The sequence below is a fragment of the Streptomyces thermocarboxydus genome (assembly GCF_024760485.1).
Lineage (GTDB): Bacteria > Actinomycetota > Actinomycetes > Streptomycetales > Streptomycetaceae > Streptomyces > Streptomyces cellulosae.
Map to the genome: position 1 here is coordinate 2,361,592 of NZ_CP058273.1, position 19,562 is coordinate 2,381,153.

Genomic DNA, 19,562 nt, shown 5'->3' on the forward strand with positions numbered 1-19,562 from the left:
CAGGGCCCGGCGTGCCCCTCGACACCAGCGCTCCGCCGCACGGGAGGGAACGTCCCGTACGGCGGAGGCGTGGCGGTGTGTCATCGGCGGGGCGCGGCGTCCAGGACCTGCTGCAGCGCCTCGAACTCCTCGACGCACTTGCCGGAGCCGAGCGCCACGCTGTCCAGCGGGTCCTCGGCGATGTGGATCGGCATGCCGGTCTCCCGGCGCAGCCGCTCGTCGAGGCCGCGCAGCAGGGCGCCGCCGCCGGTCAGCACGATGCCGCGGTCCATGATGTCGCCGGACAGCTCGGGCGGACACTTGTCGAGGGTCGTCTTGACCGCGTCCACGATGGCGTTGACCGGTTCCTCGATCGCCTTGCGCACTTCGGCGGCGGAGATCACCACGGTCTTCGGCAGCCCGGAGACGAGGTCCCGGCCGCGGATTTCGGTGTGCTCGTCGGAGTCGAGGTCGTACGCCGAACCGATCGTGATCTTGATCTGTTCCGCCGTCCGCTCACCCAGCAGGAGCGAGTACTCCTTCTTGATGTGCTGGATGATGGCGTTGTCCAGCTCGTCGCCCGCGACGCGGATGGACTGGGCGGTGACGATGCCGCCGAGGGAGATGACCGCGACCTCCGTGGTGCCGCCGCCGATGTCCACCACCATGTTGCCGGTGGCCTCATGGACCGGCAGACCGGAGCCGATGGCGGCCGCCATGGGCTCCTCGATGATGTGCACCTGGCGGGCGCCGGCCTGGGACGACGCCTCGATGACGGCGCGGCGCTCGACGCCCGTGATGCCGGAGGGCACGCAGACGACGACCCGCGGGCGAGCCAGATACCGCCGCTTGTGGATCTTCAGGATGAAGTAGCGGAGCATCCGCTCGGTGATCTCGAAGTCGGCGATGACGCCGTCCTTCAGCGGGCGCACGGCGACGATGTTGCCCGGCGTGCGTCCGATCATCTTCTTCGCTTCGGCACCGACCGCGAGGATGCCACCGGTGTTGGTGTTGATCGCGACGACGGACGGCTCGTTGAGTACGATTCCGCGACCCCTGACGTACACCAGCGTGTTGGCGGTCCCGAGGTCGACAGCCATGTCACGGCCGATGAACGACATTGAGTTCCCCATCAGGATTCGTCTGGCCTTCCCACGAGCTTTTGAGGGCTTTTCAGGTCGGCGAGGTGGGTGCGGTGACGCGATGGCGTCCATGGTAGACGTGCCTTCGCGCACACTGTGCGAGGGTCTTCGCCATTGTCATCAGATGGCGGGTCGCCCTGCCTTTGGAGACGGGCCAACGGGGGCATCCGTTCCCCCGAACGCCGTGCATATGCCAAAAAAGGCCCGAGGGCAAAGCTCTCAGACCATGCGTGGTGCGACAAATACCCGGGGTGCGTCCGCGACGTGATCGTTATGCGCGGATTTCGTCGCGACGACACGCCCGCGCGTGCCGACGCCCGGGCGTGTCCGCACGGCCGCACCGGGTCACCGTGAAAAGGGAAAGCGCGCCGGTCACAGCCGCGACCGGCGCGCACCGGGAAGCGCTCAGGCGCGGCCCGGGAAGAAGATCTTGATCTCGCGCGCGGAGGACTCCTCCGAGTCGGACGCGTGGATCAGGTTCTCCCGCACGATCACGCCGTAGTCGCCGCGGATCGAGCCCGGGGCGGCGGCGATCGGGTCGGTCGGGCCGGCCAGCTGGCGCAGGCCCTCGATGACCCGCTCGCCCTCGACGATCATCGCGACGACCGGGCCGGACGCCATGAACTCCACCAGCGGCTCGTAGAAGGGCTTGCCCTTGTGCTCGCCGTAGTGCTGCTCCAGCGTGTCCTGGTCCAGCGTGCGCAGCTCCAGCGCGGTGATCCTCCAGCCGGCCTTGCGCTCGATGCGGCTGATGATCTCGCCGGTCAGGCCACGACGGACGGCGTCGGGCTTGAGGAGGACGAGGGTGCGCTGGCTCACTGCGGGCTCCTTGTGGGTCAAATGGTGCGGGGCACCGAGATTACCGGGCGTGTCGGACGGCTCGTCACGCAGCGTCGGGCTGTTCCGCCTGTGCCGCGAAACGGGCCTTCGCCTCGTCCACCTTTCGCCCGAAGTGCACCGACGCCCACCACAGCAGCGCGAACACGGCGCCCATGAAGAACATCATGGGGACGAACACGCCGGAGGCGATGAGCGCGATCTGCAGCGCCCACCCGAGGGCGACCCCGCCCGGCCGGCCGACCATCCCGCACAGCGCCACGGACAGGAACATCGCGACGCCGCAGACCGTCCACACCGTGCCGGTCGACAGGTCGGGCTGCTTCATGGCGACGAGACCGGCGAACCCGATGACGAAGAACTCGCCGATCAGCGTCGAGGAACAGAGCGTACGCACGGGATGTCAGCCCTTCCCCAGGAGCAGCCGGGCCTCGCCGACCGTGATGACGGAACCGGTGACGAGCACACCGCCCCCGGCGAACTCGCCCTCCTCCTCCGCGAGCGTGATCGCGGCCTCCAGGGCGTCCGGCAGCCGCGGCTCGACCTGCACGCGCTCCTCCCCGAACACCTCCACGGCGATCGCGGCGAGCTGGTCCGCGTCCATCGCGCGGTGGCTGGAGTTCTGGGTGACGACGACCTCGGCGAAGACCGGCTCGAACGCCTCCAGCAGTTCGCGCACGTTCTTGTCGCCGCTCGCGCCGACCACGCCGATCAGGCGGCTGAACTGGAAGGCCTCGCCGATCGTGGCGGCAGCGGCCCGCGCGCCCGCCGGGTTGTGCGCGGCGTCCAGCACGACGGTCGGGGAACGGCGCACGACCTCCATACGGCCCGGCGAGGCCACGGAGGCGAACGCCCGCCGCACGGTGTCGATGTCGAGCGGCTGCACCCGCTGGGCGCCGACGCCGAAGAACGCCTCGACGGCGGCGAGGGCGACCGCCGCGTTGTGCGCCTGGTGGGCGCCGTGCAGCGGCAGGAACACCTCGGTGTACTCGCCGCCCAGCCCGCGCAGCGTCATCAGCTGGCCGCCGACGGCGACCTGCCGGTCCAGGACGCCGAACTCCAGGCCCTCGCGGGCCACGGTGGCGTCCAGCTCGACGGCCTTCTTCAGCAGCACCTGCGCCGCGTCCACCGGCTGCTGCGCCATGACGACGGTGGCCTGCGGCTTGATGACGCCGGACTTCTCACCGGCGATCTCCGCGGGCGAGCCGCCGAGCCGGTCGGTGTGGTCCAGGTCGATCGGGGTCACCACGGCGACGCCGGCGTCGATGACGTTCGTCGCGTCCCAGGTGCCGCCCATGCCGACCTCGACGACGGCCACGTCCACGGGCGCGTCGGCGAAGGCGGCGTACGCCATGCCGGTCAGCACCTCGAAGAAGGACAGCCGGTACTCCTGGGAGGCGTCGACCATCTCCACGTACGGCTTGACGTCGCGGTACGTCTCGATGAACCGCTCGGCGGAGACGGGCGCGCCGTCGAGGCTGATCCGCTCGGTGACGGACTGGACGTGCGGGGAGGTGTAACGGCCGGTGCGCAGGTCGAAGGCGCCGAGCAGCGCCTCGATCATGCGGGCGGTGGAGGTCTTGCCGTTGGTGCCGGTGATGTGGATCGACGGGTACGAGCGCTGCGGCTCGCCCAGGACGTCCATCAGGGCGGAGATCCGGTCCACCGAGGGCTCGAGCTTGGTCTCGCCCCAGCGGGTGGCGAGCTCCGCCTCCACCTCGCGCAGGGCCTTGTCGACCTCGGGGTCGGCGGGGCGCGCCGGGACGTCCGCCTGCGGCGGGCCGCCCTGGGTGCGCAGCGTACGGCTGCCGGCCTCGATCACCGCGAGGTCGGGGTCGCGGCGGGTCTCCTCCTCCACGAGCTCCGCGAACTCGTCAAAGGTGTCGTCCGGGTCGGGACCTGCTGAATCTGGGCGCTCGCTCACGTTCCCCAGTCTACGGAGCCGCGCGGGTGGTCCCCCGCACACCCCGGCGCGGCGTCAGCCGAGCCACTTCCTCCAGGCAGGACGCCCCCACAGCACGCTCACGGCGAAGGACGCAGCGGCCGCCGCCACCGCGGTCACGGCCAGCGCGGCCGGCGCCCAGGGCCCGTCCGGCAGCCGCCCGGCGACCGGCCCCACCAGCAGCCGCACCCACAGCAGATGCACCAGGTACGTCCCGAACGACGCGTCCGACAGCCGCGCCACCAGCGGCCGCACCCGCTCCGGCACCCGCACCCCGGCCACCGTGCCGAGCACCGCGAACGTCACGGCGGCCACGGCCACGCCCCCGTACGCCGCGGGGTGGCGCACCGTGAGCTGGTACACGGCGAGGGCGGCGAACGCGACGGCCGCGCCCGCGGCCCACAGCGCGCGGGGGCCGAGGCGCGGGGCGGCGAGCAGGGCCGCGCCGGCCACCGCGTAGACGAGGGTGGACAGCGGCAGCGACCATCCCCAGTCGGGCGGGGCCCAGCCGGTGACCTCGCGCACGTCCCCGGCGAGCGCGGGGGCGACGGCGAGGGCGACGAGCAGCGCCAGGGCCTTGAGGGGCAGGGCGCGCCGCCGCACCACCAGCACCAGGACGCCGAGCAGCAGGAGCAGGGGGACGTAGGCGTACAGGTACCAGAGGTGGAAGGCCGCCTCGACGGAGCCGAAGAGGGCGCTCGCCGCCTCCGTGCCGACGCCGCTCTCACCGGCGAGGTACGCGCACAGCAGGTACAGGGCGGTCCACACGGCCATCGGGCGCAGGATCCGGCCGAGCCGGGACAGCAGCCGGGACTCGTCGCCCACGGGAGCGCCGGACAGCGCGGCCCAGCCGGCCATGGCGAAGAACACCGGCACCGCGAACCGTCCGGCCGTGTCGCCGAGGATGCCGGTGGTGCGGTGGCCCGCGTCGATGAACTCTGCGGAGGCGTGCACCAGGACGACGGCGGCGGTGCACAGCACGCGCAGCAGGTCGATGTCGTACCGCCGCTCCCGGCCGGGGGTGCGGTCTGGGGCTTCCGGCGCCGCGGCGGGGGACGCGGGAGAGGACATCGGCGGGGTGCTCCTGGCGGCGGGGTTCTGCGGTGGGCGGGTCCGCAGGTTCCCTCTCCCGGGTTACGGGGTCCCCACCACCACGTGAACGGCCCCCGGCCGGTGCGTACCGGTCGGGGGCCGTGTCGGCCGTGGGCCTGAGGTCAGGCCTGGGGCAGCCGCTCGAGCTGGGTGCGGATGCGGACGATGTCCTCCTCCGCCTTGGCGAGCCGCGTGCGGATCTTGTCGACCACGTGGTCCGGGGCCTTCGCCAGGAACGCCTCGTTGCCGAGCTTCGCCGTCGCCTGGGCCTGCTCCTTCTCGGCGGCGGCGAGGTCCTTGGCGAGCCGCTTGCGCTCGGCGGCGACGTCGATCACGCCGGACAGGTCCAGCGCGACCTCGACACCGGCGACGGGCAGGGTCGCGGTCGCGGTGAAGGAGTCGCCCTCCGGCTGGAGGCGCAGCAGCTGGCGGATGGCCGGCTCGTGCGCGGCGAGGGCGGTGCCCTCCAGCGTGAGCCGGGCCGGGACCCGCTGGCCGGGCTGGAGGCCCTGGTCGGCGCGGAACCGGCGGACCTCGGTGATCAGCGACTGGAGCGTCCCGATCTCCCGCTCGGCGGCCTCGTCGCGGAAGCCGCTGTCGGCCGGCCAGTCGGCGATGACGACGGACTCGCCGCCGGTCAGCGTCGTCCACAGCGTCTCGGTGACGAACGGGACGACCGGGTGCAGCAGCCGCAGCGTGACGTCGAGGACCTCGCCGAGGACGCGCTTGCTGACCTCGGCCGGCTCGCCGCCCGCCTGGAACGTCGTCTTGGACAGCTCGACGTACCAGTCGAAGACCTCGTCCCAGGCGAAGTGGAACAGCGCGTCCGACAGCTTCGCGAACTGGTAGTCGTCGTAGAACGCGTCGACCTCGGCGACCACCGAGTTCAGCCGGGACAGGATCCAGCGGTCGGTCGGCGACATCGTCGACGCGTCCGGCAGCGGGCCCTCGACCGTGGCGCCGTTCATCAGCGCGAAGCGCGTGGCGTTCCAGATCTTGTTGGCGAAGTTCCGGGAGCCCTGGACCCAGTCCTCGCCGATCGGGACGTCGACGCCCGGGTTGGCGCCGCGCGCCAGGGTGAAGCGGAGCGCGTCGGAGCCGTACTTGTCCATCCAGTCCAGCGGGTTGACCACGTTCCCGAAGGACTTGGACATCTTCTTGCCGTTCTGGTCACGGACCATGCCGTGCAGGGCGATGGTGTGGAACGGCGGGGTGCCGTCCATGGCGTAGAGGCCGAACATCATCATCCGCGCGACCCAGAAGAAGAGGATGTCGTAGCCGGTGACCAGGACGGAGTTCGGGTAGAACTTCGCGAGCGACTCGGTCTGCTCGGGCCAGCCCAGAGTGGAGAAGGGCCACAGTCCGGAGGAGAACCAGGTGTCGAGGACGTCGGAGTCCTGGCGCCAGCCCTCGCCGCTCGGCGGCTCCTCGTCGGGGCCGACGCAGACGACCTCGCCGTTCGGCCCGTACCAGACGGGGATGCGGTGGCCCCACCAGAGCTGGCGCGAGATGCACCAGTCGTGGAGGTTGTCGACCCAGTCGAAGTACCGCTTCTCCATCTCCTGCGGGTGGATCTTGACCTTGCCGTCGCGGACCGCGTCACCGGCGGCCTTGGCGAGCGGGCCGACCTTGACCCACCACTGCATGGACAGGCGCGGCTCGATGGTGGTCTTGCAGCGCGAGCAGTGGCCGACGGAGTGGACGTAGGGGCGCTTCTCGGCGACGATCCGGCCCTCGGCGCGCAGCGCGGCGACGATGGCGGAGCGGGCCTCGAGGCGGTCCAGGCCCTGGAAGGGGCCGTGCGCGGTGATGACGGCGTGCTCGTCCATCACGGCGATGGCGGGCAGGTCGTGGCGCTGGCCGATCTCGAAGTCGTTCGGGTCGTGCGCGGGCGTCACCTTGACGGCGCCGGTGCCGAACTCGGGGTCGACGTGCTCGTCCGCGACGACCGGGATGGAGCGGTCGGTCAGCGGCAGCTTGATGAGCTTGCCGACGAGGTGCTTGTAGCGCTCGTCCTCGGGGTGGACCGCGACGGCGGTGTCGCCGAGCATCGTCTCCGCGCGGGTCGTGGCGACGACGATGGTGTCGTCCCCCTCGCCGTACTTCATGGAGACGAGCTCGCCGTCGTCGTCCTGGTACTCGACCTCGATGTCGGAGATCGCGGTCAGACAGCGCGGGCACCAGTTGATGATGCGCTCGGCGCGGTAGATCAGCTCGTCGTCGTAGAGCCGCTTGAAGATCGTCTGGACGGCCTTGGACAGGCCCTCGTCCATGGTGAAGCGCTCACGCGACCAGGCGACGCCGTCTCCGAGGCGGCGCATCTGACCGCTGATCTGGCCGCCGGACTCGGCCTTCCACTTCCAGACGCGCTCGACGAACGCCTCGCGGCCCAGGTCGTGGCGGGACTTGCCCTCCTTGGCGAGCTCCCGCTCGACGACGTTCTGCGTGGCGATGCCGGCGTGGTCCATGCCGGGCTGCCAGAGCGTCTCGTAGCCCTGCATGCGCTTGCGGCGGGTGAGCGCGTCGATCAGCGTGTGCTCGAAGGCGTGGCCCAGGTGCAGGCTGCCGGTGACGTTCGGCGGAGGGATGACGATCGTGTACGGAGGCTTGTCGCTCTTCTCGTCCGCCTCGAAGTAACCCCGCTCCACCCAGCGCTCGTACAGCGGCCCCTCTACGTCGGCCGGCGCGTACTGGGTCGGCAGTTCGGTCGTGGGCGCTGGTGGCTGCTGCTGAGCGTTGTCGGTCACGCGCTCAGTTTAGAGCCGTCACGGCGGTGTCCCGAAACGCGTTTCGTTTGTAACGGTGCGACCCCCGCCGGTCTGGAGTCGTTGTCTCTGAGCCAGGATGTCAGCAGAAGTTGAGCGTCTCGAGGGGAACCGAGTCATGAGTCACCACCAGCCGGGGCCGTACGGCGGGCAGCCGCAGCAGCCCGGCCCTTACGGACAGCAGGGACCGTACGGCGGACAGCCGCAGACCCCGCAGCCCGGCTACGGCTACCCCCAGACGCCCCCGCCCGCGCAGCCCGGCTACGGCTACCCGCAGCAGCACCCGGGTGTGCCGCCGCAGCAGCCCCCCTACGGCCAGCCGCAGTACGGACAGCAGCCTCCGTACGGACAGCCCCAGTACGGCATGCCTCCCCAGCCCCCGGCCTCCGGCGGTGGCGGCGGCAAGGTGGCCGCGATCGTCGTCGGCGCCCTCGCGGTCGTCACGGCCATCGGTGTCGGCGCCTACTTCCTCGTGGGCGGCGGCGACGGCGGCGGCACGGCGGCCGGGCTGACGGACGACGGCCCGCACAAGCTGACCGTCCCGAAGACCGTGCTCGACGAGTACCAGCGGTTCGGCGACGGCTCCGAGGAGAGCGACTCCGACACCGCGAAGGACATGGAGAAGAGCGGGGTCAAGAACGGCACCGCGATCCTCGGCCAGTGGTCCACCGCCGACTTCGGGAACTACGACCCGGCCGACCCCAGCACCGCGGGCGACTTCCCCGACCAGTCGGAGCTGCTGACCGCCAAGGGCATCACCATGGTGGGCGGTTACGGCGAGATCGCCGACCCTCAAAAGACGCTGGACAAGTTCTTCGCCAACATCCAGGACTCGGTGGAGAAGAACTCCGAGCAGAACACCGGGGGCATGGAGAACGCGGAGCTCGTCGGCGAGCCCGAAGAGGTGGAGATCGCCGGTACGGTGGCCAAGTGCCAGTCGACGAAGAGCACCAACGCGCTCACCAAGAAGGAGTCGACGGACTGGTTCTGCGCCTGGGCCGACCACAGCACGGTCGCCATGGTCTCGCCCGGCGACAACGCCGGCACGGGGGTGGGCAAGGACACGGCGGTCGACCTCACCACCAAGCTCCGCGAGCAGATCCGCGTCAAGGTCTGACGGCACCGCAGCAGCGAACACGAGGGGGAACCCAGTCATGAGCTTCAACCAGCCGGGCCCGTACGGCGGGCAGCCACAGCAGCCCGGGCCGTACGGCCAGCAGCCGGGGCCGTACGGCCAGCAGCCGCAGACCCCGCCCCAGCCGCAGCCCGGCTACGGCTACCCCCAGCAGGCGCCCCCGCCCGGCCAGCCCGGTTACGGCTACCCGCAGCAGCCCGGGCACCCCGGTGTCCCGCCGCAGCAGCCGCCCTACGGCCAGCAGCCGCAGTACGGCATGCCGCCCCAGCCCCCGGCCTCCGGCGGCAGCGGCGGCAAGAAGGCGGGGATCATCATCGGCTCCGTCGCGGTCGTCGCGGCCATCGGCGTGGGCGCGTACTTCCTGTTCGGCGGCACCGGCGGCAGCGGCGGCCTGGAGGACGACGGCCCGCACAAGCTGACCGCGCCGGCGTCGGTCCTCGCGGACAAGTACGACCGCCAGGGCCCGGCCCAGGAGGAGTCGGCCAGCTCCAGCGACGAGAAGGACCTGGCGAAGGCCGGGGTGACCGACGCCACCTCGGTCGGCGCCGTCTACTCCACCGCCGACCTCACCGAGCTGAACCCCGAGGACCCGGCGGACCTGGCGAAGCTGCAGACCGCGGAGAACATCACCTACTTCGGCGTCTACGGCAAGGTCGCGGACCCGGAGAAGGCCCTCGACGTGATGTTCACGCAGATGCACAAGAGCACCGACGACGAGAAGGTCACGCTGGTCGGCGAGCCCAAGTCGGTGTCGCCGGACGGGCTGGACGGCGCGGTGATGAAGTGCCAGGAGGCAAAAACCCAGCACCCGGTGACCAAGAAGGACCAGACGACCTTCATGTGCGTGTGGGCCGACTACAGCACGCTCGCCGTGGTCGAGCCGACCGCCACCGCCAAGCAGTACTCGCTCGACGAGTCCGCGGGGATGGCCGCCGACGTGCGCAAGGACGTGCGGGTCGCCAAGTAACGGCTGAACATACGGAGAGGGCGTCCGGCGCGATCGCGCCGGACGCCCTCTCCGTGTGCCGGGGGCCTGAATGCCTGCGGGCCTGGGGGCTTACGCCGTCTTCTGCTCGCCCGAGCCGCGGCCGCGCGAGTCGCGCGGGATGAGCGTCGGGTTGACGTTGGAGAGGACCACGTCCGCGGTGATGACCACGCGGGCCACGTCCTTGCGGGACGGCACCTCGTACATCACGCCCTGCAGGACCTCCTCCATGATGGCGCGCAGGCCGCGGGCGCCGGTCTGGCGCAGGATCGCCTGGTCGGCGATGGCCTCCAGCGCCTCACGCTCGAAGTCCAGCTCCACACCGTCGAGTTCGAACAGGCGCTGGTACTGCTTCACCAGCGCGTTGCGCGGCTCGACGAGGATCTGCAGCAGCGCCTCGCGGTCGAGGTTGTGCACGCTGGTGATGACGGGGAGACGGCCGATGAACTCGGGGATCATGCCGAACTTGACCAGGTCCTCCGGCATGACCTCCTCGAACTGGTCCTTGGACTCCATCTCCCGCTTGGAGCGGATCGTCGCGCCGAAGCCGATGCCCTTGGCGCCCGCCCGGCCCTCGATGATCTTCTCCAGACCGGCGAAGGCGCCGCCCACGATGAACAGCACGTTCGTCGTGTCGATCTGGATGAACTCCTGGTGCGGGTGCTTGCGTCCGCCCTGCGGCGGCACGGAGGCGGTGGTGCCCTCGAGGATCTTCAGCAGCGCCTGCTGCACGCCCTCGCCGCTCACGTCCCGGGTGATCGACGGGTTTTCGCTCTTTCGGGCGACCTTGTCGATCTCGTCGATGTAGATGATCCCGGTCTCGGCCTTCTTGACGTCGTAGTCGGCCGCCTGGATCAGTTTGAGCAGGATGTTCTCGACGTCCTCGCCGACGTAGCCGGCCTCGGTGAGCGCCGTGGCGTCGGCGATCGCGAAGGGGACGTTCAGCATGCGGGCCAGGGTCTGCGCCAGCAGGGTCTTGCCGGAGCCCGTGGGGCCCAGCAGCAGGATGTTGGACTTCGCCAGCTCGATGGCGTCGTCACGGCCCTGGGCGCCGCCGTTCTCCCCGGCCTGGACGCGCTTGTAGTGGTTGTAGACCGCCACGGAGAGCGCCTTCTTGGCCGCCTCCTGGCCCACCACGTACCCCTCGAGGAACTCGTAGATCTCGCGGGGCTTGGGGAGCTCCTCCCAGCGGACCTCGCTGGTCTCGGCGAGCTCCTCCTCGATGATCTCGTTGCAGAGGTCGATGCACTCGTCGCAGATGTACACACCGGGCCCTGCGATGAGCTTCTTGACCTGCTTCTGGCTCTTGCCGCAGAACGAGCACTTGAGCAGATCGCCGCCGTCACCGATGCGTGCCACGGTGTGCTTCCCCTTCGCCTGGGAGACGACCGGACGTCCATGTCCGGCGGCTCCTGGTGCTGCCTTATGTCCGACGGTACCTTGCCTGGCCCCCCGTTCGGGCCCCCCTTGGCACGGTTCACTTTGACGTGGACCGTGCCAAACCGTGCCAAGGGGCGGCAGACGTTACACCCCAGCCGTGCCTCAGCGCAGGCTGGAGTTGTCCATCTTCCGGGTGGTGATGATCTGGTCGATCAGGCCGTACTCCAGCGCGTCCTCGGCCGTGAGGATCTTGTCGCGCTCGATGTCCTCGCGGATCTTCTCGATCGGACGGGTGGAGTGCTTGGCCAGCATCTCCTCCAGCTGCGTCCGCATGCGGAGGATCTCGTTGGCGGCGATCTCCAGGTCGGAGACCTGGCCGCGGCCCGTCTCGCTGTACGGCTGGTGGATCAGCACCCGGGCGTTCGGCAGCGCCATGCGCTTGCCGGGCGTGCCGGCGGCGAGCAGGACGGCGGCGGCGGAGGCGGCCTGGCCCATGCACACCGTCTGGATGTCCGGCTTCACGTACTGCATCGTGTCGTAGATCGCGGTGAGCGCGGTGAAGGAGCCGCCGGGGCTGTTGATGTAGACCGAGATGTCACGGTCGGGGTCCATCGACTCCAGGCACAGCAGCTGCGCCATGACGTCGTTGGCGGAGGCGTCGTCGATCTGCACGCCGAGGAAGATCACACGCTCCTCGAAGAGCTTCGCGTACGGGTCGTACTCGCGGATGCCCTGGGAGGTGCGCTCGACGAAGCGCGGGATGACGTAACGGGACTCGGCCTGCGGACCGGTGTAGCGGCCCTGCGAGCCGGTCATGTCCTGCACGGCCTGCATACGGTCGTAGATCCCGCTGCCGGGGAATGCGTTCACGGTGTCTCCTGAAAGGGGCTGAGGCGGTCGGCTGGGGCTGCTGGGGGCCCCGGGCTCTCACGGGCCCGGGCGGGGTCCTACGGGGCTCGTGGAGCCTCGCAAGGCCGCTCAGGCCCCGGTGCCGCCGCCGCCCGGCATGCCGGCGGCCGTGGCGATCACGTCGTCGATGAGGCCGTACTCCTTGGCCTCGAAGGCGTCGAACCAGCGGTCACGGTCCGAGTCACGGGTGATCTGCTCGACCGTCTGGCCCGTGTGCTGGGCGGTGAGCTCGGCCATGCGCCGCTTGGTGTGCAGCAGCCGCTCGGCGTGGATCTTGATGTCCGAGGCGGAGCCGGCGAGACCTGCGGAGGGCTGGTGGATCAGGATCTCGGCGTTCGGCAGCGCGAAGCGCTTGCCGGGCGTGCCCGCGCTGAGCAGGAACTGCCCCATGGACGCCGCGAGACCCATGGCGATCGTCACCACGTCGTTCTTGATGTACTGCATGGTGTCGTAGATCGCCATGCCGGCCGTGATCGAACCGCCGGGGCTGTTGATGTAGAGGTAGATGTCCTTGTCGGGGTCCGAGGCAAGGAGCAGCAGCTGTGCGGTGATCTTGTTCGCGATGTCGTCGTCGACCGGCTGGCCGAGGAAGATGATCCGCTCGCCGAGCAGCCGGTTGTAGACCTGGTCGCCGAGGCCACCACCGATGGAAGGCTCGCCGGCGGCTGAAGGCATCAGATTCGTCACGTATCCACCTGCTCGTCTTACGACGGCGCCGGGCCGTCTCACGTGTTCCCTGCGGGGCGGGAGCCGTATCGGAGACTCCACTGCCCTGGTATTCATGGACCCTAACGCGCGGGTCCCTTCGGGGAATCCCGGAGATGGGAGTGTTCGCCGGGGGCGTAGTCGGGTGCGGGTCCGTCGTGGTCGCTCACGCGGTTCCCCGCGCCCCTGGGGGTGTTCCCCGTCCCCCGGTGGCGAGAAGGCCCCGGGGCTCGTCGCCCCGGGGCCTTCTCGATGTTCACCTTGCCGGGGCTCAGCCCTCGGTCTTCTCCTCGGTCTTCTCCTCGGCGGAGGCCTCGGAGGTCTCGGCCTCGGCGGCCTCGTCCTCCTCGTCCTCGAGGTCGACGATCTCGCCGTTGGTGTCCTTGACCGTGGCCTTCTCGACCACGACGGCCAGCGCCTTGCCGCGGGCGACCTCGCCGACGAGCAGCGGGACCTGGCCCTGCTCGACGACCGCCTGCGCGAACTGGTCGGGGGACATGCCGGAGGAGGCCGCACGCCGCATGAGGTGCTCGGTGAGCTCCTCCTGGTTGACGTTGAGCTTCTCCTGCTTCACGAGCTCGTCGAGCACGAACTGGGTCTTGATGCCCTTGATCGCGGCCTCGCGGGTCTCGTTCTCGAACTCCTCCTCGGTCTTGCCCTGGATCTCCAGGTACTTCGCGAGGTCCAGGCCCATCTGGCCCAGCTGGTGGTGCTCGAGGTTGTGCTTACGGGTGTTGATCTCGTCCTCGAGCAGCTTCTCGGGGACGGGCACCTCGACCAGCTCGAGCAGCTTGTCCAGGACGCGCTCCTGGGCCTGCGTGGCCTGGTCGTACTGCTTCATGTTCTCGAGGCGCTTGCGGCTGTCCGCCTTCAGCTCCTCGAGGGTGTCGAACTCGGAGGCGAGCTGGGCGAACTCGTCGTCCAGCTCGGGCAGCTCACGCTTGGCGACCTGGGTGACCTTGACGGTGACCTCGGCCTCCTTGCCGGCCGCCGAGCCGCCCTTCAGCTCGGAGGTGAAGGTGGCCTCGCCACCGGCCTCCAGGCCCTTCACGGCGTCGTCGATACCGTCCAGCAGCTCACCGGAGCCGATCGTGTAGGAGACGCCGCTGGCGACGCCGTCCTCGAGGACCTCTCCGTCGACCTTGGCCTCCAGGTCGATGGTGACCACGTCGCCGTCCTCGGCGGCCCGCTCGACCGGGGTCGTGGAGGCGAAGCGCTCACGGAGCTGCTCCACCGACTTCTCCACGTCCTCGTCGGTGACCTCGACGGCGTCCACCTCGACCTCGATGCCGGAGTAGTCCGGGATCTCGATGGCCGGGCGGATGTCGACCTCGGCGGTGAAGTTGAGCGTCTCGCCGTCCTTCAGCTCCGTGATGTCGACCTCGGGCTGGCCCAAGGGGCTCAGCTCGGCCTCGTTCACGGCGTCGGTGTAGAACTTCGGGAGGGCGTCGTTGACCGCCTCCTCCAGGACCGCACCACGGCCGAAGCGCTGGTCGATGACCCGGGCCGGGACCTTGCCCTTACGGAAGCCCTTCACCGTGACCTGCTGGTTGATCTTCTTGTACGCCGCGTCGAGGCTGTCCTTGAGCTCCTCGAAGGGCACCTCGACAGTGAGCCGAACCCGGGTCGGGTTCAGGGTCTCCACGGCGCTCTTCACGGTTCGGTCTCCTTGTGGCTGACTTCTCGGGTTCTGCCGGGACCAGAGCGGTCCGGCCGATTCGCCGCCCGGAGGACTTTCAGAGACACACGGGCGTGCAGCTTGCATAGTAACGGCAGCGGCTGCGGCACCCAAAAGGCGATCACCGATGGTGAGCAGGTGGCTGGTCGGGGTGGCGGGATTTGAACCCACGGCCTTCCGCTCCCAAAGCGGACGCGCTACCAAGCTGCGCCACACCCCGTCTGGTGCGATCCGTAGGGTACATGCACGCGGGCGAAAGGTCCGCCGCCTTTACGGCCCCCGGGGCGGCGCCCGGCGACCGGCCGGACACGGGGTGTGCGGCGAGGGCGTACGACCCGCTACGATGCCTGTCGGTGCCGCGGTCACGGACGCGCGGCGCGCACCGTGCGGGCGTAGCTCAATGGTAGAGCCCCAGTCTTCCAAACTGGCTACGCGGGTTCGATTCCCGTCGCCCGCTCTGAACGGCCGAAGGCCCAGGTGAGAGGGTGTGCACCCGCTCCCTGGGCCTTCGTCGTACCTCCGGGCCGGGCCTCAGGCGGCCCCGCACCGCCTGGCGGCGAGCCGTACCTCCTGCGCCGCGTACGACGGCTCCAGGATCATCGTCCCGGCCTCCCGCCCGTCGTGGTGGTGGACCCGCAGCCGCGGTCCCTCGGTGAGCAGGCGCAGATCCGTCAGCGGGTGGCGCCACAGCAGCACGCCGCGCTCCCACATCTCCAGGCTGCGCGTGGTCACACGCAGCGCGTACTGCGGACCCTCGTGCGCGTCGGGCGGGAGGTGTTCCCGGTACGGGGGCTTGACGGTGTAGACACCCACCACCCTCTCCCCCGGTTCCAGGACCTCGTCCCGCGAGCCGCGGATGCCGCCGATACCGGCCCCCGACCATCCGGCGAACGCGGCCGCCGGCACGGCGCAGACCGCTACCGCCCACCACGGCAGGCCGCCCTCGACCCTCAGGCCGAACACCAGCGCCACGGTCACCGGTACCGCCGTGCCGACCGCGCCGAGCAGCCTCGCGCGCCGCATGCGCCGGTCCCGCTCCTGACTCACGTCCCGCTCCCCCTCCGCAGCCGACTGTGTGCGGCAATCATAGGTTCGATTCACCGACATGCCTCGGGGCCGGCCCGGAGGTCTCCGGGCCGGCCCCGAGGCATGTCGACGGGCGGGGTCAGAAGCTGATGGAGTTGATCATGTCGGCTATCGAGTCCAGGAAGCGCTGGATGTCGTCGGCCATGCCCGTCGAGGCGAGGAAGAAGCCGAAGAGGACGGCGACGATCGCCGGCCCGGCCTTGATGGAGCCACCTCTCAGCAGCACCACCAGGATGATCGCCAACAGCAGCACCACTGACAGTGAAATGGCCACAACTGATCACACCCTTGGTCGGTTCGGCTTCGCCGGCCCGGGCGACGCATCCCCGCGCACCCCGCCAGAACCATCGTGCCACCAACACGCCCGCCCTAACCGGCCGCTGACACATCGTCCACGCCAAGATCCCGCCGCCGTGACCGCCGTACCGGACCCGGAGAGGCAATACCTGTTTGTCGCACGGTAATTCGAGAGAACACCCGCACGGGTAACGGGGCGGCCTTCCGGTGCTTACGCAGGACTTGCGGACGCCACCTTCTCCGCACCCTCACACGGTGTTCGCAGGCGATTCGAATAACCCGTATTCCACCCCGACAAGGGGACATGTCACCGCCAGTCGTCACCCGCCCCCATGACCGGATTGATCCGGAACAATCCTGACAAGAACGGCCGGTGTGAGGGGCGACACGACGACAACACGGCATCTCTTCACTTGTGTTGCCCATCACGCCCACAGCATGCGCGCATTGGCGATTCCGGGGTACTCGAAGGCGATAACCAGGAATGACATCGGGCGTTTTACGGATTCCCGAAGACGACGCTAGGGTGCCTGAGATGTTCCACGCTGCCTCGTCCCCCGCAAGCGCAGCGAGCTCCCCGATCGCCTCCCCGTTCCACCGCCGGGAGGGCCAGTGACGAACTCGCAGCGACCGTACGGCAACAGCAGGACGCCGCTCCCTCCGGTGCAGACGCCCGCGGACGGAGTGCCGACCCCGCGCACCAGGGTCCCGGAGGGCTCCCGGCCCGCCCAGGGAGCCCCGGGAGGCCCGGGGGGCAGACAGCGCGACGCGTTCTTCGACAACGCCAAGTACCTGGCGATCGTGCTGGTGGCCGTCGGCCACGCCTGGGGGCAGCTCCTGGACGACGGGGCGGTCGAGACCGCGTACCGGGTCGTCTACACCTTCCACATGCCGGCGTTCATCCTCATCTCCGGCTACTTCTCCCGCAGCTTCGACCTGCGCCCCAAGCATGTGCGGCGCCTGGTCACCGGGGTCGTCGTCCCCTACGTCGTCTTCGAGACCGCGTACTCCCTCTTCCAGCGCTACGGCAACGACGAGCCGGGGCACGGCATCACGCTGCTGGACCCCACCTACCACCTGTGGTTCCTCTGCGCCCTGTTCGTGTGGCGGCTGACCACACCGGTGTGGAAGGCCGTCAAGCACCCGGTCCCGGTGTCGCTGGTGCTCGCCGCGCTCGGCTCGGTGTCCCCGCAGATCGGCGACGACCTGGAGCTGCAGCGGGTGCTGCAGTTCCTCCCCTTCTTCGTACTGGGCCTGACCCTGCGCCCCGAGCACTTCCGGATGGTCAAGCGCCGCTCGGTACGCCTGGCGTCGGTGCCGGTGTTCCTCGCGGCGGTGGTCACGGCCTGGGCGACGATGCCGTACATGCGGCTCGGCTGGCTCTACCACAGCGACGCAGCCCAGGAGTTGGGCACGCCCTGGTGGACCGGCCCGGTCACGGTGTGGGCCACGCTCGGGTGCTCGCTGGTGATGACCGTCTGCTTCTTCGCCTGGGTGCCGCGCCGCCGCATGTGGTTCACCTCCCTCGGCGCGGGCACCATCTACGGCTATCTGCTGCACGCCTTCCTGGTGCGGGCGGGCAACTACACGGACTTCTACGACCAGCCCGCGCTGCACGAGCCGCTCGGTGTCCTGGGGCTCACCGTCTTCGCGGCCGCCGCGGTGACGCTGCTGTGCACCCGGCCGGTGCAGCGGGCGCTGCGCTGCGTGGTGGAGCCGCGCATGGAGTGGGCGTTCCGGAAGGACGCGGGCGAGGAGGCCCGGATCCGCGAGCAGCCCCGTCCCGCCGAGGTGCGGGCGCCGGGCGAGAAGGTCTCCGTCTAACGGCCTGCGTCCAGGCCCAGAAGCGCGCGCATCCGCGCGTACTTGGCGGTCAGGCGGGCGCGGGTGGCGTCGTCGAGGACGGCGAGGCGGGCCGGGTCGGCGTTGTGCGCCAGGTCCGCCTCCTTCACCAGCAGGGCGCCCGGAGTGGCCAGGATGCGGGCCGCGTACGCCTCCGGGGGTTCGCCGGGCCGCTTGGTCACGGCGAGCACGATGTCCTTGGTGCGCCGGGTGAGCGCCGCCCCCTCCAGCCACGCGGGGCTCAGCCGGTCGTCCTCCACGGCGTCGTGCAGCCAGGCCGCCGCGATCTGCTCGTCGTCGCCGCCCCGCAGCCGTACGCCCTCGGCGACCGCGTGCAGGTGCTCGGCGTAGGGGCGTCCGGCCTTGTCGGTCTGGCCGGCGTGCGCGGCGCGGGCGGTGGCCTCGATCTCGGCCAGGTCCATGAGCGGTGTCCGGTTCACGCGACCAGTGTGCCCGGCGCGGCTCAGCGGACCGCCGCCGCCGTGGGGCCCTCGCGGCAGATCAGCAGCAGCGCCCGGTCGTCGTTGACGTCCTTGGCGACGGCCTCGATGAGGTGCCAGGCGGCGCCGTGGAAGCCGCCCGCGACATAGCGGTCGGCCTCGCCGGTGAGCCGGTCGATGCCCTCGACCATGTCCCGGTCGGAGGTCTCCACCAGGCCGTCGGTGAACAGCATCAGCACGTCGCCGGGGCGCAGCGAGCCCTTCACCGGGTCGAACTGGGCGCCGTCGTAGACGCCGAGGAGGGGCCCGTCGGCGGCCTTCTCCTCCCAGCGGCCGCTGCCCGCGCTGAGCTGGAGGCCCGGCGGGTGTCCGGCTGAGTAGAGCTCGTAATCGCCGGAGTCCAGGTCGAGGACCAGGTGGATGGAGGTGGCGAAGCCCTCGTCCCAGTCCTGGCGCAGCAGATAGCCGTTGGCGGCGGGCAGGAAGTCGTGCGGGGGCAGGCTGCCGAGCAGCCCGCCGAAGGCGCCGGACAGCAGCAGGGCGCGCGAGCCGGCGTCCATGCCCTTGCCGGAGACGTCGGTGAGGACGACCTCCAGGGTGCGCCCGCCGTTGGTGCGGGCGGCCACCACGAAGTCGCCGGAGAAGGACTGGCCGCCCGCGGGACGCAGCGCCATCTCCCGGTGCCAGCCCGTCGGCAGCTTGGGCAGCTTGCTCTGCACGCGGATGCGCTCGCGCAGGTCGAACAGCATGGTGCCGCCGCGCCGCCAGGGCACGCCGACCCTGCTGCGGAACTGGGCGACGAGCAGCCCGAAGAAGCCGCAGGCCGCGACGACCAGGACCACGCCGGGTGTGACGCGGGCCACGCCCTCGGTGTACGGGCCGAGTTGCACGGCCTCCACGATCAGCGCGGTGGCCGCCGCCGCGTACAGCCCGAGCAGGCTGGCCGGGCGCAGCAGGAGGCCGCCCGCGACGATCGGGATGCACAAGGCGGCCGGCGAGCACCACACGGAATTGGCGAGGGTGCCGGCGGCGATCAGCGGGACGGTGAGGAGCAGTCCGACGAGCGCGATCCAGTCCGAGCCGTCGCCGCGGAAGTAGTCGACGGCGGCCCGGCGCACGCCGACGCGGGCCCGGTGCCACTGCTTCTTCAACCGGGCCGTGAACGTCTCGGCCGCCGCGCGCCGCTCTCGTCCTGCTGCCATCAGTTCGGGACCCTATCCATCCAACCGGCCGCTTGGCACGGGAGGTCCAGCTTGTCCCCCCTGACGGGGACCGGACTCACAGTGAACTTCACCCGGGGCCGTTCCGGGTCCGGGCGGCGGAAATTGCCTCGCCCCGGTTCCGGGGG

17 protein-coding genes and 2 tRNA genes are annotated in these 19,562 nt (G+C 70.4%); 4 read left to right on the forward strand and 15 right to left on the reverse strand.

From position 1 onward, the window contains the following. Positions 1-80: 80 nt before the first annotated feature. The 6 genes from AY578_RS10910 to AY578_RS10935 form a co-directional block, all read right to left on the reverse strand. Positions 81-1,100: a rod shape-determining protein gene (locus tag AY578_RS10910; RefSeq protein ID WP_019527666.1), complete on the reverse strand. Its 1,020-nt coding sequence runs from the start codon at positions 1,098-1,100 to the stop codon at positions 81-83. A 426-nt stretch (positions 1,101-1,526) separates the two neighbouring features. Continuing rightward, positions 1,527-1,940, reverse strand: coding sequence for a nucleoside-diphosphate kinase (gene ndk, locus AY578_RS10915; RefSeq protein WP_019527665.1), 414 nt, complete (start codon positions 1,938-1,940; stop codon positions 1,527-1,529). A 64-nt stretch (positions 1,941-2,004) separates the two neighbouring features. Continuing rightward, positions 2,005-2,355, reverse strand: coding sequence for a DUF4233 domain-containing protein (locus AY578_RS10920; protein ID WP_019527664.1), 351 nt, complete (start codon positions 2,353-2,355; stop codon positions 2,005-2,007). A 6-nt stretch (positions 2,356-2,361) separates the two neighbouring features. After that, positions 2,362-3,882 carry a bifunctional tetrahydrofolate synthase/dihydrofolate synthase gene (folC, locus tag AY578_RS10925; RefSeq protein WP_026244251.1) on the reverse strand — a complete coding sequence of 507 codons (1,521 nt, stop codon included), beginning with the start codon at positions 3,880-3,882 and terminating at the stop codon, positions 2,362-2,364. A gap of 54 nt (positions 3,883-3,936) precedes the next feature. Beyond that, positions 3,937-4,971, reverse strand: a complete 1,035-nt coding sequence (locus tag AY578_RS10930) for an acyltransferase family protein (RefSeq protein ID WP_258902307.1) — start codon at positions 4,969-4,971, stop codon at positions 3,937-3,939. A 143-nt stretch (positions 4,972-5,114) separates the two neighbouring features. Then, on the reverse strand, positions 5,115-7,739 hold the full coding sequence (locus AY578_RS10935) for a valine--tRNA ligase (RefSeq protein WP_028961130.1): 2,625 nt from the start codon (positions 7,737-7,739) through the stop codon (positions 5,115-5,117). A gap of 136 nt (positions 7,740-7,875) precedes the next feature. On the opposite strand from AY578_RS10935, the gene AY578_RS10940 reads away from it, so the two are divergent. Then, entirely contained in the window at positions 7,876-8,874 is a 999-nt protein-coding gene (locus AY578_RS10940; RefSeq protein WP_215048876.1) for a hypothetical protein, read from the forward strand. A 37-nt stretch (positions 8,875-8,911) separates the two neighbouring features. Further along, on the forward strand, positions 8,912-9,859 hold the full coding sequence (locus AY578_RS10945) for a hypothetical protein (protein ID WP_019527659.1): 948 nt from the start codon (positions 8,912-8,914) through the stop codon (positions 9,857-9,859). Positions 9,860-9,949: 90 nt separating this feature from the next. Here AY578_RS10945 and clpX read toward each other — a convergent pair whose 3' ends face one another. From clpX to AY578_RS10970, 5 genes are all read right to left on the reverse strand, one after another. Next, entirely contained in the window at positions 9,950-11,236 is a 1,287-nt protein-coding gene (gene clpX / locus AY578_RS10950; protein WP_019527658.1) for an ATP-dependent Clp protease ATP-binding subunit ClpX, read from the reverse strand. 183 nt (positions 11,237-11,419) lie between these two features. Further along, the gene (locus AY578_RS10955) at positions 11,420-12,127 is read right to left on the reverse strand and encodes an ATP-dependent Clp protease proteolytic subunit (protein ID WP_006133588.1); all 708 of its coding nucleotides are present in this window, start codon (positions 12,125-12,127) and stop codon (positions 11,420-11,422) included. A gap of 108 nt (positions 12,128-12,235) precedes the next feature. Then, the gene (locus AY578_RS10960) at positions 12,236-12,841 is read right to left on the reverse strand and encodes an ATP-dependent Clp protease proteolytic subunit (RefSeq protein WP_006133589.1); all 606 of its coding nucleotides are present in this window, start codon (positions 12,839-12,841) and stop codon (positions 12,236-12,238) included. A 301-nt stretch (positions 12,842-13,142) separates the two neighbouring features. Then, on the reverse strand, positions 13,143-14,528 hold the full coding sequence (gene tig / locus AY578_RS10965) for a trigger factor (RefSeq protein WP_168713481.1): 1,386 nt from the start codon (positions 14,526-14,528) through the stop codon (positions 13,143-13,145). Positions 14,529-14,692: 164 nt separating this feature from the next. Next, positions 14,693-14,769: transfer RNA gene (locus tag AY578_RS10970), tRNA-Pro, on the reverse strand. Between the two features lie 166 nt (positions 14,770-14,935). Here AY578_RS10970 and AY578_RS10975 point away from each other — a divergent pair. Next, positions 14,936-15,006 (forward strand) — tRNA-Gly (locus AY578_RS10975). Positions 15,007-15,080: 74 nt separating this feature from the next. On the opposite strand, the gene AY578_RS10980 is transcribed toward AY578_RS10975, so the two are convergent. Further along, complete coding sequence (locus AY578_RS10980) at positions 15,081-15,596, reverse strand: hypothetical protein (RefSeq protein WP_240318811.1); 516 nt, start codon at positions 15,594-15,596, stop codon at positions 15,081-15,083. A gap of 118 nt (positions 15,597-15,714) precedes the next feature. Beyond that, positions 15,715-15,909: a hypothetical protein gene (locus tag AY578_RS10985; protein ID WP_024887528.1), complete on the reverse strand. Its 195-nt coding sequence runs from the start codon at positions 15,907-15,909 to the stop codon at positions 15,715-15,717. Between the two features lie 635 nt (positions 15,910-16,544). On the opposite strand from AY578_RS10985, the gene AY578_RS10990 reads away from it, so the two are divergent. Continuing rightward, on the forward strand, positions 16,545-17,756 hold the full coding sequence (locus AY578_RS10990; RefSeq protein ID WP_051101735.1) for an acyltransferase family protein: 1,212 nt from the start codon (positions 16,545-16,547) through the stop codon (positions 17,754-17,756). On the opposite strand, the gene AY578_RS10995 is transcribed toward AY578_RS10990, so the two are convergent. Beyond that, a complete protein-coding gene (locus AY578_RS10995) occupies positions 17,753-18,196 on the reverse strand; it encodes an HD domain-containing protein (protein ID WP_019527652.1) in 444 nt (147 codons plus the stop codon). The two genes, AY578_RS10990 and AY578_RS10995, sit on opposite strands and share 4 nt — an antisense overlap. Before the next feature lie 41 nt (positions 18,197-18,237). Then, a complete protein-coding gene (locus AY578_RS11000) occupies positions 18,238-19,416 on the reverse strand; it encodes a PP2C family protein-serine/threonine phosphatase (RefSeq protein WP_026244250.1) in 1,179 nt (392 codons plus the stop codon). Positions 19,417-19,562 lie beyond the last annotated feature (146 nt).